Annotated in this window: 17 protein-coding genes; all 17 read right to left on the bottom strand. The window is 40.6% G+C overall.

From position 1 onward, the window contains the following. Positions 1-159: 159 nt before the first annotated feature. The 17 genes from FR7_RS08765 to FR7_RS08685 all read right to left on the bottom strand — a co-directional run bounded on the left by FR7_RS08765 (position 160) and on the right by FR7_RS08685 (position 17,420). A complete protein-coding gene (locus FR7_RS08765; RefSeq protein ID WP_007936713.1) occupies positions 160-1,281 on the bottom strand; it encodes a sodium ion-translocating decarboxylase subunit beta in 1,122 nt (373 codons plus the stop codon). A gap of 35 nt (positions 1,282-1,316) precedes the next feature. Then, on the bottom strand, positions 1,317-1,703 hold the full coding sequence (locus FR7_RS08760; protein WP_007936711.1) for a biotin/lipoyl-containing protein: 387 nt from the start codon (positions 1,701-1,703) through the stop codon (positions 1,317-1,319). A 43-nt stretch (positions 1,704-1,746) separates the two neighbouring features. Continuing rightward, positions 1,747-2,103 (bottom strand): OadG family protein, encoded by a 357-nt coding sequence (locus FR7_RS08755; protein WP_007936709.1) that lies wholly within the window; start codon positions 2,101-2,103, stop codon positions 1,747-1,749. A 64-nt stretch (positions 2,104-2,167) separates the two neighbouring features. Continuing rightward, positions 2,168-3,697: a methylmalonyl-CoA decarboxylase subunit alpha gene (mmdA, locus tag FR7_RS08750; protein WP_007951315.1), complete on the bottom strand. Its 1,530-nt coding sequence runs from the start codon at positions 3,695-3,697 to the stop codon at positions 2,168-2,170. A gap of 32 nt (positions 3,698-3,729) precedes the next feature. Continuing rightward, positions 3,730-4,137, bottom strand: a complete 408-nt coding sequence (mce, locus tag FR7_RS08745) for a methylmalonyl-CoA epimerase (protein ID WP_007936695.1) — start codon at positions 4,135-4,137, stop codon at positions 3,730-3,732. A gap of 108 nt (positions 4,138-4,245) precedes the next feature. Further along, positions 4,246-4,638 carry a cobalamin B12-binding domain-containing protein gene (locus FR7_RS08740; protein ID WP_007930421.1) on the bottom strand — a complete coding sequence of 131 codons (393 nt, stop codon included), beginning with the start codon at positions 4,636-4,638 and terminating at the stop codon, positions 4,246-4,248. Positions 4,639-4,657: 19 nt separating this feature from the next. Continuing rightward, positions 4,658-6,304: an acyl-CoA mutase large subunit family protein gene (locus tag FR7_RS08735; protein WP_007930428.1), complete on the bottom strand. Its 1,647-nt coding sequence runs from the start codon at positions 6,302-6,304 to the stop codon at positions 4,658-4,660. 15 nt (positions 6,305-6,319) lie between these two features. Continuing rightward, a complete protein-coding gene (locus FR7_RS08730; protein WP_007930429.1) occupies positions 6,320-7,825 on the bottom strand; it encodes an acetyl-CoA hydrolase/transferase family protein in 1,506 nt (501 codons plus the stop codon). Between the two features lie 194 nt (positions 7,826-8,019). Then, the gene (locus FR7_RS08725) at positions 8,020-8,298 is read right to left on the bottom strand and encodes a hypothetical protein (RefSeq protein ID WP_420191724.1); all 279 of its coding nucleotides are present in this window, start codon (positions 8,296-8,298) and stop codon (positions 8,020-8,022) included. A gap of 17 nt (positions 8,299-8,315) precedes the next feature. Next, positions 8,316-9,599: an SLC13 family permease gene (locus FR7_RS08720; protein WP_007930433.1), complete on the bottom strand. Its 1,284-nt coding sequence runs from the start codon at positions 9,597-9,599 to the stop codon at positions 8,316-8,318. Positions 9,600-9,654: 55 nt separating this feature from the next. Further along, entirely contained in the window at positions 9,655-10,776 is a 1,122-nt protein-coding gene (locus FR7_RS08715; protein WP_007930435.1) for a sodium ion-translocating decarboxylase subunit beta, read from the bottom strand. A 39-nt stretch (positions 10,777-10,815) separates the two neighbouring features. Beyond that, complete coding sequence (locus FR7_RS08710; RefSeq protein ID WP_007930437.1) at positions 10,816-11,196, bottom strand: biotin/lipoyl-containing protein; 381 nt, start codon at positions 11,194-11,196, stop codon at positions 10,816-10,818. A gap of 30 nt (positions 11,197-11,226) precedes the next feature. Continuing rightward, the gene (locus FR7_RS08705) at positions 11,227-11,583 is read right to left on the bottom strand and encodes an OadG family protein (RefSeq protein WP_007940522.1); all 357 of its coding nucleotides are present in this window, start codon (positions 11,581-11,583) and stop codon (positions 11,227-11,229) included. Positions 11,584-11,626: 43 nt separating this feature from the next. Further along, the gene (mmdA, locus tag FR7_RS08700; protein ID WP_007946015.1) at positions 11,627-13,156 is read right to left on the bottom strand and encodes a methylmalonyl-CoA decarboxylase subunit alpha; all 1,530 of its coding nucleotides are present in this window, start codon (positions 13,154-13,156) and stop codon (positions 11,627-11,629) included. 334 nt (positions 13,157-13,490) lie between these two features. Beyond that, positions 13,491-14,192 (bottom strand): response regulator, encoded by a 702-nt coding sequence (locus FR7_RS08695; RefSeq protein WP_007930453.1) that lies wholly within the window; start codon positions 14,190-14,192, stop codon positions 13,491-13,493. Beyond that, positions 14,185-15,795: a DcuS/MalK family sensor histidine kinase gene (gene dcuS / locus FR7_RS08690; RefSeq protein WP_007930456.1), complete on the bottom strand. Its 1,611-nt coding sequence runs from the start codon at positions 15,793-15,795 to the stop codon at positions 14,185-14,187. Before dcuS ends, FR7_RS08695 begins: the two co-directional genes overlap by 8 nt. Positions 15,796-16,142: 347 nt before the next feature. Then, complete coding sequence (locus FR7_RS08685; protein WP_007930458.1) at positions 16,143-17,420, bottom strand: ArsB/NhaD family transporter; 1,278 nt, start codon at positions 17,418-17,420, stop codon at positions 16,143-16,145. Positions 17,421-17,556 lie beyond the last annotated feature (136 nt).

Raw genomic sequence — 17,556 nt, 5'->3', positions numbered from 1 at the left:
TCTCCTCCTATTTACAACAAATTACCATCAAACTTTTATGCTGATATCTAAATCCGCGACATCAATGTTGATAAATATACATTGATTCGCCCACTATATCTAGGAGATAATAATTCGGATTCAGATGAAGTCAAAACTTCATCTGAATCCATTTTTATATTATTTGAGCATAGCCAGCATGGTACCAGCTGCAACAGCAGTACCAATTACACCAGCTACATTAGGTCCCATGGCATGCATTAATAGATAGTTTCCTGGATTGGATTGCTGACCAACCACCTGGCTAACACGGGCAGCCATAGGCACTGCAGATACACCTGCAGATCCGATAAGCGGGTTAACCTTACCGCCGCTGAAAAAGTTCATCACTTTCCCAAAGAGTACACCGCTAGCAGTCCCAGCAGCAAAAGCAACCAGTCCCAAAGCAATGATCAGCAGCGTCTGGTAATTTAAGAAATTCTCAGCCTTCATTGTCAGACCAGTACCCGTTGCCAAGAAAATAGTAACAATGTTGATCAATGCATTTTGAGCTGTATCAGAAAGTCGATCCGTAACACCAGACTCGCGAAATAGATTGCCTAACATCAGCATACCCATGAGGGATGCAATGGGAGGCAGCAATAGGCTGATAATAATCGTCGTGACTACCGGAAAGGCTAATTTTTCAAACTTGGAAACAGGACGTAATTGGTCCATGACAATTTCCCGTTCCTTCTTTGTAGTCAGTAATTTCATAATCGGCGGTTGAATCAGAGGAACTAAGGACATATAGGAATAGGCTGCAACTGCTATGGCGCCAAGCAGGTGAGGAGCCAACTTGATGGACAGGTATATGGCAGTAGGACCATCCGCGCCGCCAATAATGCCAATAGCGGCGGCTTCTCGTACATCAAAACCTAGAGTCATTGCACCTATTAATGCAACAAAAACACCAATTTGGGCTGCAGCACCTAGTAAAAGTACAGACGGACGAGCAATGAGAGGACCAAAATCAGTCATGGCACCTACCCCTAGGAAAATTAGGGGTGGAAATACTTCATGAGAGATACCAAAACTAATGAGCTGCATCAAACCCGGGTCTGTTTCAAAACCGGTTTTCGGAAAGTTCGCCAGAATGCAGCCAAAAGCAATGGGAGACAAGAGCAGGGGCTCAAACCCTTTCGCAAACGCTAAATATAGTAAAATCACACCAACAGCAATCATAATCGCATTGCCACTTGTAAAAGCGGTAAAACCGCTATCATTCCACACTGCCTGCAGAGAGACAATAAATGCATCCATTATTTTTCCTCCAATCTTCTTAATTGTTTATCGGGTTAGCCAAGAACAGCCAAAACATCCCCAGTGGATACTGTTTGACCAACTGCCGTATTCACTTTAGATATTTTTCCATCTTGATTTGCCATAATTTCATTTTGCATTTTCATGGCTTCCAGAATAAAAATGACTTGACCTCGTTTCACAGAATCCCCTGGTTTTATATTTACAGTTAAAATCTTACCCGGCATTGGTGCAAGTACGGTTTGCGCACCAGCAGGAACCGCTGCGGGAGCAGCCTTAGGCGCTGGAGCTTGGGCCGGCGCAGGAGCAGCTGGCAAAACAGGTGAGGATACAGCCTTCTTTCCAGCAGAAGCTGCACCGCCGATTTCTTCAACGTCTAGCTCATATACTTGTCCTTTAAATGTAATTTGAAACTTTTTCATTTCTTAATCCCCCTTAATTTTCAATTCATTTTATTGACTACTATTAACGCATTTGATTACGAGAATTTACTGTTTCCATACGGGCAGCTTGAGACCAAGTATTGTTACTGACGGGTCTAATAGCAACAACTCTTGCACCGCTATATCCATAGGCTGCAATGGCTGCCGTAAATAAAATAATCATTTCATCATACTCTTCCTGCGGCAGACTTACAGGAGCGACTGTTGATACCGCTTTTTCTGCAACATTAGTTTCCTCTTGCGCTACTTTTTTTTTTTGCGTAGGATCAATTACTTTTATTAATCTGACAACTAAGCTTAATCCATACAAAACGCAAAATACCACAGTCATATTGATTAGAGCAATTAAGACGGGATTGGTTGTAATTGGTTGACTCATTGATTTCACCTCTTCTTGTAATATCGCTTCCTCTATCTTGGATTCCTAATCTTTTGCCCGCAAATTACACTGGGAAATTACCATGACGCTTGGCGGGACGCCCTTCACGTTTAGAGGCCAACATACTAAATGTGCTGATTAGTATGGAGCGTGTTTCCTGGGGCTCAATCACCATATCGACAAAACCACGTTTGGCAGCTTGATAAGGAGTCGCAAAGTTTTTTACATACTCGTCGGTTTTTGTTTTGATATCCGGATCTTTCTTAAAAATAATATTGGCTGCACCTGCAGGTCCCATAACAGCTATTTCAGCCGTTGGCCATGCAATGACCTGATCGGCTCCTAAATCCCGGGAGCACATAGCCAGATAGGAACCACCATAAGCTTTGCGAACGACAAGGGTTACTTTAGGTACGGTAGCTTCAGAGTACGCATACAGCATCTTAGCACCATGACGAATAATACCGCCATATTCCTGATTTGTTCCAGGCAAAAAGCCGGGAACATCAACAAGATTGAGTAAAGGAATATTGAATGCATCGCAAAAGCGAATGAATCGAGAGGATTTATCTGAAGCATTAATATCCAGGCATCCTGCCATTACTTTCGGCTGATTGGCAATAATACCAATGGTTTGACCATCCAAACGAGCGAAGGTGGTAATTAAATTGGCTGCATAGTAGGGCTGCACTTCATAAAAGTCCCCATTGTCTACAATCTTAGTAATGATTTCTTTCATATCATAGGACTGGTTGGAATGATCAGGAATGAGTGTATTCAGCTCTTCTTCCACACGGGAAGGATCATCACTACACTCAATGACCGGTGACCCGTCTAAATTATTGCTGGGAAGAAAACTGATAAGCCTGCGGATTTGCTCTAAGCAATCCGTATCGTTTTCTGCAATGAAATGAGCAACTCCCGATGTAGCATTATGAGTCATGGCTCCACCAAGTTCTTCTGCTGTCACTTCTTCACCAGTTACGGTTTTTATAACCTGTGGTCCGGTAATAAACATCTGACTGGTATTTCTCACCATATAGATAAAGTCAGTTAACGCAGGAGAATACACGGCACCACCTGCGCAAGGCCCCATAATCACTGAGATTTGAGGAATAACGCCAGAAGCCAAGGTATTCTGATAGAAAATCTTTCCATAACCGGACAACGCATCTACCGCTTCTTGAATCCTAGCACCACCAGAATCATTAATTCCGATGATGGGAACTCCCATTTTCATGGCCAGTTCTTGTACTTTACAAATTTTCGCTGCGTGCATCTCACCTAGTGAACCGCCAATTACTGTGAAATCTTGAGCAAATACATACACGAGTCGATTGTCAATGGTACCATAACCTGTTACGACACCTTCACCTGGAGCTTCTTCTTTCTCCATGCCAAAGTTGGTGCAGCGATGTTCGACAAACTGATCCAGCTCTATAAAAGAGCCTTCATCAAGTAAAATGGCAATGCGCTCACGAGCAGTTAACTTGCCTTTTGCATGCTGACTATCAATCCTTTTCTGTCCGCCGCCCATTTTGATCTTTTTCTGACGTTGTTTTAACTCCTGTATTTTTTCCTTAACTGTTGTCATATTGCACCTCCATAAAATACTTCGTTTAAAAATTACTTACGTTGTGATAACTCAAGCAAAATCCCGCCGGTTGCTTTCGGATGAACAAAGGCAATTGCAGCTCCCCCTGCTCCATAACGAGGTGACTCATCAATCATGCGCACGCCTTTTGCTTTCAAATCAGCAATTGCTGCTTCAATATTATCCACACGCAAAGCAAGATGCTGTATACCCTCACCATTTTTCTCAATATATTTGGCAATGGGGCCATCTGGTGAAGTCGATTCCAAGAGCTCAATTTCGCTGTCACCGCAAGGATAAAAGCAAACTTTTACCTTTTGCTGTTCTACGGTTTCCTCTCCTGCTGCTTCCATACCAAGTACTTCGCTATAAAACTTCTTAGCCTGTTCTAGATCTTTTACGGCAATACCAATATGATCAACCTTTAATGTTTTAAACATCTATATATCCTCCAATATCCAATTATTCTTCAATCCTCTTTTGATAGAGCAGCTTCACCTTTTGTATTAGTGCTCTTCAAAAGAATCTAGTATCTTAATTTTTTCTCTCTATTTCACATTTTCCTTGATGTAATCAATGATAGTAGTTGTTGATGTACCTGGCGTAAACACTTCGGATATGCCAGCTGTTTTAAGAACCGGTATATCAGCATCAGGAATAACGCCGCCACCAATGATTAATACATCTGTCATACCTTTTTCATGGATTAACTCAACAATACGTGGGAACAAGTGATTGTGAGCACCAGATAATAAACTCAACGCAATTACATTTACGTCTTCTTGCAGCGCAGCTTCTGCTATTTGCTCGGGAGTTTGACGCAGACCCGTATAAATTACCTCAAAGCCTGCATCACGCAGGGCACGAGCTACTACTTTCGCTCCCCGATCATGTCCATCCAAACCAGGTTTTGCAACTAATACTCTAACACGTTTTTCCATCGTTATTCCTCCTATCCTCTTACAGTGTTGCATGCGCTTGGTATTCACCAAAAACTTTACGCATTACGCCACAAATTTCACCAAGTGTTGCATAGGTTTTTACTGCTTCTAAGATGATTGGCATCAAATTAACGCTGTCATCACCGCAAGCTGCTTCTAGTTTTGCCAACGCCGCAGTTACAGCAGCATTATCCCGCTTTGCTCTTAGATCAGCAAGCTTTTTCTTTTGCAATTCACCTACAGAAGCATCTACACGTAAGAGGCCTTCTACTGGTTTTTCTTCAATTTGGAATTTGTTCACACCAACAATGACTCGATCATTGTTTTCTACTTCTTTTTGCCATTTATATGCACTGTCTTGAATTTCCCGCTGGATATAACCTTCTTCAATCGCAACAACAGCACCGCCGATGTCATCAATTTTTTGAATGTATTTCAATGCTTCTGCTTCGATTTGGTTTGTCATTGCTTCTACATAGTAGGAACCCGCTAAAGGATCTACTACATCTGCTAAACCACTTTCATAGGCTACAATTTGCTGGGTACGAAGTGCAACACGTACGGAAGCTTCCGTAGGCAATGCCAATGCTTCATCTTTAGAGTTGGTGTGTAAGGACTGGGTTCCACCCATAACAGCCGCTGCCGTCTGCAAGGCAACACGTACTACATTGTTGTCTGGCTGTTGCGCAGTCAGCATGGATCCTGCTGTTTGTGTATGTACACGAAGCATCCAGGATTTAGGATTTTTAGCACCAAAGCGTTCTTTCATGATTTTCGCCCATACACGACGAGAAGCACGGAATTTTGCTACTTCTTCTAATACATTATTGTGCGCATTCCAGAAGAAGGATAAGCGGCCAGCAAAGGCATCTACATCAAGTCCAGCTTTAATTGCCGCTTCGCAGTACGCAATACCATCTGCAATGGTGAAAGCAATTTCCTGCGCTGCAGTGGAACCAGCTTCACGAATGTGATAACCAGAGATGGAAATGGTATTCCAGTTCGGTACATTCTTTGAACAATATTCAAAGATATTGGTAATCAAACGCATGGATGGCTTTGGAGGGAAAATATACGTACCGCGAGCTGCATACTCTTTCAAAATATCATTTTGAATGGTACCATTTAATTTTTCTGGTCCAATGCCATTTTTCTCGGCTACTGCAATATACATGGCAAGCAGTACAGAGGCTGGTGCATTAATCGTCATCGAAGTGGATACTTTACCCAAATCAATTTGGTCAAATAAAATTTCCATATCTGCCAAAGAGTCAATGGCTACCCCTACTTTACCAACTTCACCTTCGGATATGATATCATCTGAGTCATATCCGATTTGAGTAGGCAAGTCAAAGGCGCAAGATAGACCCGTACCACCGGATTCTAAGAGGTAACGATACCGTTTGTTAGATTCTTCAGCTGTTGAGAAGCCAGCATACATACGCATGGTCCAGAAACGACCGCGATACATTGTCGGCTGCACACCACGGGTAAAGGGATAGGATCCTGGTAATCCTAAATCTCTTTCATAATCTTGACCCTCAAGGTCTAGCGGAGTATATAATCGGTTATACTCCAGGTTTTTACGTTCTGGGAATTTGGCACTTGCTTTTTCTACTTTGGCAGTATACTCTGCCACTTTTAATTTTAAACTCTCATTATCCATACTAATAATCCTCCTTTACTGCTTCTTCATGGTGCCAGTCTCTATAAACCGGGTGTGCCATGAAAGTGCTTCGGTTAAAATATGTGGTGTTTGCGCACATTTTGTCGCTTTTTCGGCTCTTTCCAGATAGTCCATCAGCATAGGCTTATAGTCTGGATGAGCACAATTTTCTATAATTACCCGTGCCCGTTCTTTTGGACTAAGTCCACGGACATCGGCCACACCCAATTCAGTTACAAATATATCGACATCATGTTCTGTATGATCCACATGGGAAACCATAGGAACAATGGATGAAATGGCTCCATTTTTTGCGGTGGAGGTACTAAAGAAGCAGGTTAGATATGCATTACGGGCAAAATCTCCTGAACCGCCTATACCATTCATCATTTTTGTACCCATGATATGAGTCGAATTTACATTCCCATAAATATCGAGTTCAATGGCTGTATTCATGGCAATAACGCCTATCCTTCTGGCAATTTCAGGACTATTTGCTATTTCCTGAGGACGCAGCATCATGATTTTTCGATAGGTATCAATATTTTGGTAGAATCTTTCCAGTCCAGCAGGCGATGGGGAGAACGAAGTACCAGATGCCGATTTTAACTTGCCAACATCCGCTAAATCGAGCATTCCATCTTGAATGACTTCTGTGTACACTTCTAAATCCGTAAATTCAGATTCAGCAAAGCCGCTTACTACTGCATTGGCAACGGATCCTACACCGGATTGCAGCGGTAAGAGTCCTTTGGGCATGCGTCCAGCTTTTATATCTTTTTTCAAAAAGTCAATAAAAAGTGCACTCATCGCTCTGGCATCATCATCAATGGCTGCTAAATCACGAACATCATCCCGAATATCACATGGAACGATGTAGGTTATTTTATCAAGACCACATGGGATATAAGGAGTCCCAATACGATCATCGGCTTTTACAATCGGAATTGGCAGACGATGAGGAGGATCCAGCGGAATATATACATCATGCATTCCTTCTAAGGCTAAGGGCTGGCTTGTATTGACTTCCACGATCACAATGTCGGCACTTTGCACAAAGGAGGCAGAGTTCCCCATGGATGTGGTCGGTATAATATGTCCTTCTTCGGTAATGGCACATGCTTCAATAATCGCTACATCCACCTTACCGCCTAAAAATCCATATCGAGACATTTGAGCTGTGTGACTCAAATGTAAATCGCAGTATTTTACGCCACCGGAGTTTAAGGATTTGCGAATCTCATTATTAGTCTGATAGGGTAATCTTTTATTAATCCCATTTACGGCGGCTAACGCACCATCTAATTCTTTTCCTACGGATGCACCAGTCCAAAGGTTAATTTGGAAATGTTCTTTTTTGATTCGTTCAGCTAATGCCAACGGTACGGCTTTGGGATAACCAGATGGCGTAAATCCACTGGTTCCGATATTCATTCCAGGCTTAATAACTGTCGCTGCTTCTTCGGCGCTCACTATTTTGGCATGAAGCGCTTTATTACGCACACGATCTTTGATATCCATACATTTACCTCCCCATTTCGTATTTTCATTTATAATTACAGGTTGCTATCACCTCCCGTACTTCATCTTCCACTCACAGATTTATATTACTTTCCTATATCGCATGCAAAAAAACATGGTGGGGCCTTGTTGACAGGCTCCACCATGTAATGCACCTACGTTATATAGGAAAGGCCATTTTCAATTGTTAAAGATTATACCGCAAAAATCATAAAATAACTTACAACACCAATAATGCTAAACATTAAGAAACTAACAACAAATCCTTGCCATTTACATGGAACACCAAAATGCCATGTTTCACCTAATACTCCTCTACGGGTAAAGATGGTAGACTTCGTTCGCTTTTTAAACCATGTGGCCTTTCTTTTTTCACCAACCATCTTGGCTATTATGTAAATAATAACTAAGGCAGTAAAGAAAGCAGATAAAATTCGTACTACTTGATCTAATTCTGTCATCTTGCTAACCACCTTTCTATGCCCTTAACTTATTTAGGGAAAAATGGCCATACCATTGGAATAACAATAATGGAAACAATAAAGCAAACAATGACAAGACCCGTACCAGCTTTCACATAATCCATAAATTTATAACCACCAGGTCCAAGTACCAAGGTATTCGGCGGCGTACCCACCGGAGTTGAAAATGCGCAAGAGGATGCTACCGCTATCGCCATGAGGACTGCGTGCGGACTTGCTCCCAGACCTTTGGCAATGGAAATACCGATAGGTGCCAACAAAGCCGTACATGCAGTATTAGACATGATTTGGGTTAAGCCACCGGAAAGCAAAAACAAAATTGCTGTTACAAACAATGGACTGGGGTTTCCGCCAAGGATACTCACGACTTGATCAGCAATCAGCTTACCTGCTCCGCTGATGTCCATAGCAGTAGCAATGGGCATCATACCAGCAAACAGAAAGATGGTCACCCAGTCAATTCCTGTGTAGGCCTGTTTTTCTGTTAAGCATTTCGTGAGAACAAGAACGAGAGCCCCAATAACCGCTGCAATTTCAAGGGGCAGCTGTTTTAAATCAAGAGCCATTACAATAACAACTGCCAGCAGAGTAAGGGCGGTGATCCACATCTTTTTAGGATCAGTGGAACCGGCTGTAGCTTCTTGTTTTGCCTCTTCATCAATTTCCAGGTCACCTGTAATATGAGCCTTGGGCAGTAAATACTTTCCGATAAACATCATGTACGCAATACCAGCAATCGTTAATGGAATGCCGATCCAGGCAAATTCAAAAAATCCAAAAGGTTTAAGACCGGCTGCCTTTAACGCTCCGGCAGCAATAATATTGGGAGGTGTGCCAACAAGAGTAATAATGCCGCCTAATCCTGCGCCAAAAGCTAATGGCATCAATTGACGGGAGGCAGGTATTTCTGCCACTTTACAAATACCAACGATAACAGGCATTAAAGCTGCCGTTGTACCCGTATTAGATGATACGGAAGAAATTGCCGCCGCAATAACCATGGTTCCAAACATTAAGCCGTTCTCGCTCTTGCCTGCAACACGTACCACGGATTCTCCGAGCTTTTGCGCTAAACCAGTATGAAACATAGATGCTCCAATGACAAACATACCTGCAAATAAAACGACTGTAGAATTGGATAACCCTGAAAAAACCATGTTCATTGGAATGATTCCAATAATACCGAGAACAATTGCCCCTCCAATAGCCGTAATGGCCAAAGGAATTACTTCCGTCACAAACAACAAAGCCACGAAAGCCAAAACAATTAGTGTTACTATAGCAGGTGACATATCATTTCCCTCCATTTTTCACTTATAATTCTAGGAGAAAGTTATATTTGTATCACTACTTGAGCATTGCCAGCATGGTGCCTGCTGCAACAGCAGTACCAATAACGCCGGCTACATTTGGTCCCATAGCATGCATTAATAGATAGTTTCCAGGGTTGGCTTGCTGACCTACTACCTGACTAACACGGGCAGCCATAGGTACTGCCGAAACACCAGCAGAGCCAATCAGAGGGTTAATCTTGCCGCCGCTAAAATAATTCATGAGTTTACCAAAGAGCACACCGCCAGCCGTACCAGCAGCAAATGCTATTAGACCAAGACCAATGATCATAATAGTCTGGATGTTCAAAAAGTTTTCAGCCTTCATCGTAAGACCAGTCCCTGTTGCCAAGAAAATGGTGACAATATTAATAAGAGCATTTTCAGAAGTTTCTGCAAGACGGGCTGTGACTCCTGACTCACGAAATAAATTTCCTAACATCAGCATTCCCATAAGAGATGCAATCGGAGGCAATAATAAGCTGATAATAATAGTAGTAACTACGGGGAATGCAAGTTTCTCAAACTTGGAGACGGGACGCAATTGATCCATTACAATCTCCCGTTCCTTCTTCGTTGTCAACAATTTCATAATGGGCGGTTGAATTAAAGGCACTAAAGACATATAGGAATAAGCAGCAACTGCAATCGCACCTAAAAGATGCGGTGCTAATTTCATCGTTAAGTAGATAGCTGTTGGACCGTCTGCACCGCCAATAATACCAATTGAAGCAGCTTCCTGGACATTAAAACCTAGAGCCATTGCTCCCATTAAGGCAACAAATACCCCTACTTGTGCAGCAGCACCTAACAATAGCGTGGACGGCCGAGCAATCAAAGGACCGAAATCCGTCATTGCACCGACTCCTAGAAAAATCAGTGGCGGAAATACCTCATGGGAAATACCAAAGCTGATCAATTGCATTAATCCTGGATCTGTTTCAAAACCTGTCTTGGGGAAATTAGCTAAAATACATCCAAAAGCAATGGGAGACAAGAGTAAGGGTTCAAACCCTTTTGCAAAGGCTAAATATAGCAAAATGACTCCTACAGCAATCATAATGGCATTGCCAGAGGTAAAAGCGGTAAAACCGCTGTCAGACCATACTGCCTGCAGGGAGACGATGAATGCGTCCATTCTTTTTCCTCCTATGTTTCTTCTTATTATGTAATTTTACTAGCCCAAAATAGCTAACACATCGCCAGTTGACACAGTTTGCCCTACAGTTACACTCACATTAGATATTTGACCATCCTGATTGGCCATGATTTCATTTTGCATTTTCATCGCTTCTAAAATAAAGATTACATCCCCCCGTTTTACAGCATCACCAGCCTTAATATTCACAGCCAAGATTTTTCCCGGCATAGGTGCAAGTACTGTTTGCGCACCAGCTGGAGCAGTAGGCTGCACAGCTTTTGGAGTTGGAACCGTTACCGGAGCAGCATTTGGTACAGGGGTTGGAGCAGATTTTTTTATAGTCGGTGCTGAGCTGCGAATTTCTTCAACATCCAATTCATAAACTTGCCCTTTAAATGTTATCTGAAACCGTTTCATCTATTTTCCTCCTCAATCTTTATGCATGTATTAATTCATCTGATTTCGTGTACTTACCATTTCCATACGAGCAGCTTGCGACCAAGTACTGCCATTCGCCGATCGAATGGAAACAACGCGCATATTACTATATCCATAGGCTGCAACCGCTGCGGTAAATAATATAATCATTTCATCATAATCTTCTTGCAGCACATTTGTTTCGGTAGCTGTCGCTGCCGTTTTAACTAAGGAGTTAGATTCTGTTTCTTCCCTCTTTTTTTTTTGCGTAGGATCAATAACTTGAATCAACCTAACTACCAAACTGAGTCCATACAAAACAGCAAAAACCACCGTCATATTAATTAAAGCAATTAATATGGGATTTGTCGTAATTGGCTGGCCCACTGAAGTCACCTCCATTTAATTCATTTATTAAGCAGTGTCAACTTTATACGGGAAAGTTACCATGCCGCTTGGCAGGACGTCCTTCACGCTTAGAAGCAAGCATACTAAAAGTGCTAATCAGTACTGGGCGTGTTTCTTGCGGCTCAATAACCATATCGACAAAACCACGTTTGGCAGCTTGATAAGGAGTAGCAAAGTTCTTTACGTACTCATCCGTTTTTGTCTTAATATCCGGATCTTTTTTAAATATAATATTGGCTGCGCCAGCAGGTCCCATAACAGCAATTTCCGCTGTCGGCCACGCAATCACCTGATCGGCTCCTAAATCCCGGGAGCACATAGCCAGATAGGAACCACCATAAGCTTTACGAACGACAAGGGTTACTTTAGGTACAGTCGCTTCAGAGTAAGCATACAGCATTTTTGCCCCATGCCGAATGATGCCGCCATATTCCTGATTCGTTCCTGGTAAGAACCCTGGTACATCCACAAGATTTAGCAAGGGAATATTAAATGCATCACAAAAGCGAATGAATCGGGAAGATTTATCTGAAGCATTAATATCCAGGCATCCTGCCATTACTTTCGGCTGATTGGCAATAATACCAATGGTTTGACCATCCAAACGAGCGAAGGTGGTAATTAAATTGGCTGCATAGTAGGGCTGCACTTCATAAAAGTCCCCATTGTCTACAATCTTAGTAATGATTTCTTTCATATCATAGGACTGGTTGGAATGATCAGGAATGAGTGTATTCAGCTCTTCTTCCACACGGGAAGGATCATCACTACACTCAATGACCGGTGATCCATCTAAATTATTGCTGGGAAGAAAACTGATAAGCCTGCGGATTTGCTCTAAGCAATCCGTATCGTTTTCTGCAATGAAATGAGCCACTCCTGATGTAGCATTATGAGTCATGGCTCCACCTAGTTCTTCTGCGCTTACTTCTTCACCAGTTACTGTTTTGATTACTTGAGGACCTGTAATGAACATTTGACTCGTGTTTTTTACCATATAAATAAAATCAGTTAAAGCAGGAGAATATACGGCACCTCCAGCACAAGGCCCCATTATCGCTGAAATTTGCGGAATAACCCCAGAAGCCAAGGTATTTTTATAGAAGATCTTGCCGTAACCCGATAATGCATCCACAGCTTCCTGGATCCTTGCACCGCCTGAATCATTAATACCAATGATCGGTACTCCCATCTTCATAGCCAGTTCTTGTACTTTACAAATCTTTGCTGCATGCATTTCACCAAGAGATCCGCCAACTACAGTAAAATCTTGAGCAAATACATAAACTAGGCGGCCATCAATGGTGCCATAGCCTGTTACAACACCTTCACCTGGAGCTTCTTCTTTCTCCATGCCAAAATTAGTACAGCGATGTGTCACAAAACGATCAAGTTCCATAAAGGAATTAACATCAAGTAACTTTTCAATACGCTCACGAGCAGTCATTTTTCCTAAAGCATGTTGTTTATCAATACGTTTCGTACCACCGCCCACCATAACTTTCTGGGTTCGTTTATTCATATCATCGAGCTTCTCAAGTGTTGTAGACAATGTTACACCTCCACATATCTTTTTACTCCTGAATACAAACAGCGACCTCCTTTTTATTTTTACATTAGATGATTGCTATATTAATGAAGCAATTTAAATATACAAAATATAATGATAATTTAATATATAATCCAACTTTATAAACAACTTTGTAATTAAAGTTATTTTAGTAATTAAAGTAACCACGAACAACACTGCACGTCCTTTAAAACATAACCGTTTTGAACCAGAAGAACTTATATGCTAGTATTATAAAAAAAACCGACCTTTCGGCCGATTCTAATTAGGATTTGATAATCAAATTTTTATTGTTAAATGATACCAAGATACAGAACTATAAATAACGATGTATAAAATTATTCATTGTATGAATGCATCTATATTTATAAATTGGTCTCCCAACTGTTCCATAGATAAGCTCCAATTTTAAAGAGCCTATTTGCTTTAAAAATTCTAAGTATTTGCGCATTGAAACCCGAGAAACGCCGATTTGGTTAGCTATTTCTTCCGTAGAAAAAGGACTCTGACCTAATTCTTGTATTTTCTCCCATATAACATTTAGCGTATTTCTATCAACGCCTTTGGGCAATTTGGCAGCAACAGACTGCTCCTTATATAATATACACTGATCCAGCTCCACCTGATTGAGTACATCTTGTTCCATTAAACCCACCAGTCCCTTATATCCCAGTAATGCTGAATTTAAACGCTCAAATTGAAAAGGCTTGATGATATAATCAACGGCTCCAAATTGCAATGCCTTTTTGATATGATTGTTATCACAAGCAGCTGAAATAACAATCACATCCGCACTTTTTCCCTGCTGCCTTAGATTAATTAAAAAATCTAAGCCATTCATACCTGGCATAAAGATATCTAACATAATTAAGTCAATTTCAGTTTGATCCAATACACTAAATGCTTCATCGGCAGAATGGACTAACGCCTGCAACGTAAATCCTTCTACTAATTCCAAATAACATTTGTTGAATTCTGCCACCATAGGATCATCTTCCACAATCATTACCTTAATCAATGTATCCCTCCTTACTCCAGTAAAGTACAGTCACCCTAAACAAAGTTCCCTTACTAACATTTGATATCACATTGATTTCTCCGCCTAGGCGTTCTAGACTTCTCTGAATGAGATATAATCCAAGCCCTCGATCTTCTCCCTTAGTCGAATACCCTTTACTAAAGATATTTTGTTTTACTTCTTCATCCATTCCCATCCCGGAATCACTCACTTCGATTGTCAGAACATTGTTCATATGGGAAAAATCAATTCCAATCTCTTTTGTTATTGATTTCTCTACGGCATCTAGCGCATTATTGATTAGATTGCCGATTATAGTGATTAATTCATGAACGATTTCAGGTTGATCCGGTTCAGGTAAAAAACTAGATTCCGTTAATTTCATCTCTACACCAGCTTCTCTGGCTAAACTGAGCTTTCCTAGCAGAAATCCGGCTAATACAGGATCCTTTATTTTTTTCACTACAAATCCAACTTCCAATTGATACTGGTGGGCAATTCCACTTACATATTGGGTCAATCGTTCATAGTATCCCATACGAATCATTCCGAGAATAACATGCAATTTATTCATAAATTCATGAGTCTGAGATCGTAATGCTTCAGCATAAATTCTAACACCCGTAAGTTTTTCTGCTAACTGCCGAATTTCTGTTTTATCACGAAAGGTGGCAATCGCTCCTACGATCTCCCCATCTACTATTACAGGAATACGATTTGCCAAAATTATGGTTCCATTTAGATCCTGCTCCTGATCTAACTCTGCTTCTCCTGTTTTTAAAATATTTTGCAATCTTGTATTAGGTACATATTCATCCACCTTTTTGCCGATAGGATCCCCCTCTATACCTGCTTGCTGAAAAAGCCTGATGGCCTCCTCATTAGCAATGGTCATGCGCGATTCTTGATCAACAGCCAATATCCCTTCACGCACAGATTGCAGCATAGCGCTGCGTTCCTCAAATATTTTTGCAATAGCAGAAGGTTCCAATCCAAATAGAATTTTCTTTATATTTCTAGCCAATAGTAATGCCCCCAGCACTCCTACTAACATTCCGACTCCAACACCAATATAGATACCTGCCCGACTATCATCAATTGCAGCTTGCACACTTTCCACCATAATTCCTACAAGTACCACTCCTATCTGCCTGCCATCTTCATCAAATACAGGAGATAAAGCACGCAAAGAGGTTCCTAATGACCCTTGATTAATAGAAGTGTTTTCTCTCCCTTCAAACACAGGATCCGCATCATCTTCTTCATAATACTCTCCGATTTTACTTGCAGTTGGATGAGACTTTCTCACCCTGTTCATATCCATCACGGTAATAAATCGAACATCACTAATACTAAGGGTTTTTTCGGTAAAGTTCTGGATGTGTTTTTCATCACGCTTCCCGCTTAGTCCCTCAATCACAACAGCAGAATTGGCAACAATTCGAGCAATTTCAATTGCTTCATTCGATGCTTCAGTTTGGGCATTCTCAGAAATTTTAGCATTTATAATAACATCTGCCACTAATAACGCAAAAGCAACCACAATACATGCAAGTACTGCAATCTTAGTTTGCAAACTAAATAAAGACTTCTTCGTCCTCATGTAATCCTCACCTTTCGCTATCTTTTCACAAATTGTTCTCCACAATAAAGGAATGATCTTAATAATAAGGAATTTTTTGTAAAAAGACAAAAAAGTAAAGTGGAGCCTGTTTTGACAGACTCCACCTTTAAACGCCTATTCTCTCCTCATAGTAGAAAAATAGCACCATATTCTGTTCAAAGCCTTATCTATGTAGCGACACATTCTCACAACGTAGAGTTCAGCGACTTATTATACTTTCACAAGTAAACTATGATTTCTTATATGCTTCTATTACACATCATTAAATTCCTGCCATTATTTTAAAGTTAATCATAGATTTTTTATAATTTTCAGAGAAACATGTATTAGCGTAAATACGCTACATAAATATAGATATTTGAAATTAAAATCGATACAATCATGAGAGGAAATGCAATTTTCATATAGCCAACAAAAGATATGGGCCGCCCATGAGCTGCTGCCAAACTAGATACTACCACATTGGCGGATGCGCCAATTAATGTGCCATTTCCTCCAAGACAAGCTCCCAAAGATAAGGTCCACCATAAGGAAGTCACATCTATACCACCGATTTCCCCCATGGATTTTATCAAAGGGATCATAGTCGCTACAAAAGGAATATTATCAACAAATGCTGATCCTATAGCGGATAACCAGAGAATAAGAACGTGCATTAAAAGGATGTTTCCCTCAGTCACAGTCATTGCCCAACGAGCTACTAGATCTATAATACCTGTAACTTCAAGTCCCCCTACTAATATAAATAAACCAATAAAGAAGAAAATTGTATTCCATTCTATCTCTTTAAAAACCTCTTCTGGCTCCAGTCTTCCTATAATTAATAACACAGCAGCACCAGCCATTGCTATCGTAGCTGAATGTAAATGAAGTATTTGATGTACTGCAAATCCAATAATTGTCAAGCACATAATTACAATACACTTTTTCATTAAAGGGATATCAATTAGAAATGATGATTCCTCTAAAGTCATGATGCGCTGTTTCTGCTGCACAGAAATGTTCATCTGATTTCGATATAACAAAAATAGTATGAAGCAAGTCACAATACCAATAATGAAAGTCGGTATAAACAAGTTCACAGCAAAGTCGTTAAATCCTAAACCAGTAGCACTTCCGATCATAATATTGGGCGGGTCACCAATCAACGTCGCTGTACCGCCAATATTGGATGCTATTATTTCTGTGATAAGATAAGGAATTGGATTGATTTGCAATAAATCACTAATGGCAAAAGTAACACTAGTAAATAACAAAACAGTTGTTACATTATCCAAAAGAGCGGAGCAAATTGCTGTAAGACCGAAAAAAACCACTAAAATCTTCATTGGATCACCGCCCACCATTTTGGCAGACTTTACAGCCACATATTGAAATAGACCTGTTTTGCTGGTAACAGCAACAATGATCATCATTCCCACTAAAAGGCCTATTGTATTAAAATCAATGCTCTTAATTGCTTCTTCTTGAGACATGATATTAAAGAATAGAACAAGTATCCCACCCATCAGTGCAATTTTTGTTCTATGAATTTTCTCTGAAATAATAACTACATAAGCAATAAGAAATACAATTAAAGCAATCCAGGCTTGTTGTGATAACATCATATTCTCCTCTTGTTTTTAAGGATTCTTTATAGTTATAACCTCACTCTTCATTAGAAAATATACTTCATTGGAATTTTTTATCTGTTAACATCACTAAAAAGGCTAAAGGAACGTTGCAAAACTTCCCTCTAGC

Origin of the sequence: Pelosinus fermentans DSM 17108 (genome assembly GCF_000271485.2) — a bacterium.
Taxonomy (GTDB): Bacteria; Bacillota; Negativicutes; order DSM-13327; family DSM-13327; genus Pelosinus; species Pelosinus fermentans.
The sequence above is the reverse complement of the archived record's forward strand: the minus strand, read 5'-3'. Positions and strand labels throughout refer to the sequence as shown.

Coding starts and splice junctions, on each gene's coding strand:
- FR7_RS08760 (WP_007936711.1), bottom strand. CDS start 1,703: ATGAAAAAGTTTCAAATTACATTTAAAGGACAAGTATATGAGCTAGAC.
- mce (WP_007936695.1), bottom strand. CDS start 4,137: ATGTTTAAAACATTAAAGGTTGATCATATTGGTATTGCCGTAAAAGAT.
- FR7_RS08735 (WP_007930428.1), bottom strand. CDS start 6,304: ATGGATAATGAGAGTTTAAAATTAAAAGTGGCAGAGTATACTGCCAAA.
- FR7_RS08685 (WP_007930458.1), bottom strand. CDS start 17,420: ATGTTATCACAACAAGCCTGGATTGCTTTAATTGTATTTCTTATTGCT.
- mmdA (WP_007951315.1), bottom strand. CDS start 3,697: ATGACAACAGTTAAGGAAAAAATACAGGAGTTAAAACAACGTCAGAAA.
- FR7_RS08715 (WP_007930435.1), bottom strand. CDS start 10,776: ATGGACGCATTCATCGTCTCCCTGCAGGCAGTATGGTCTGACAGCGGT.
- FR7_RS08755 (WP_007936709.1), bottom strand. CDS start 2,103: ATGAGTCAACCAATTACAACCAATCCCGTCTTAATTGCTCTAATCAAT.
- FR7_RS08740 (WP_007930421.1), bottom strand. CDS start 4,638: ATGGAAAAACGTGTTAGAGTATTAGTTGCAAAACCTGGTTTGGATGGA.
- FR7_RS08720 (WP_007930433.1), bottom strand. CDS start 9,599: ATGTCACCTGCTATAGTAACACTAATTGTTTTGGCTTTCGTGGCTTTG.
- FR7_RS08730 (WP_007930429.1), bottom strand. CDS start 7,825: ATGGATATCAAAGATCGTGTGCGTAATAAAGCGCTTCATGCCAAAATA.
- FR7_RS08765 (WP_007936713.1), bottom strand. CDS start 1,281: ATGGATGCATTTATTGTCTCTCTGCAGGCAGTGTGGAATGATAGCGGT.
- FR7_RS08710 (WP_007930437.1), bottom strand. CDS start 11,196: ATGAAACGGTTTCAGATAACATTTAAAGGGCAAGTTTATGAATTGGAT.
- dcuS (WP_007930456.1), bottom strand. CDS start 15,795: ATGAGGACGAAGAAGTCTTTATTTAGTTTGCAAACTAAGATTGCAGTA.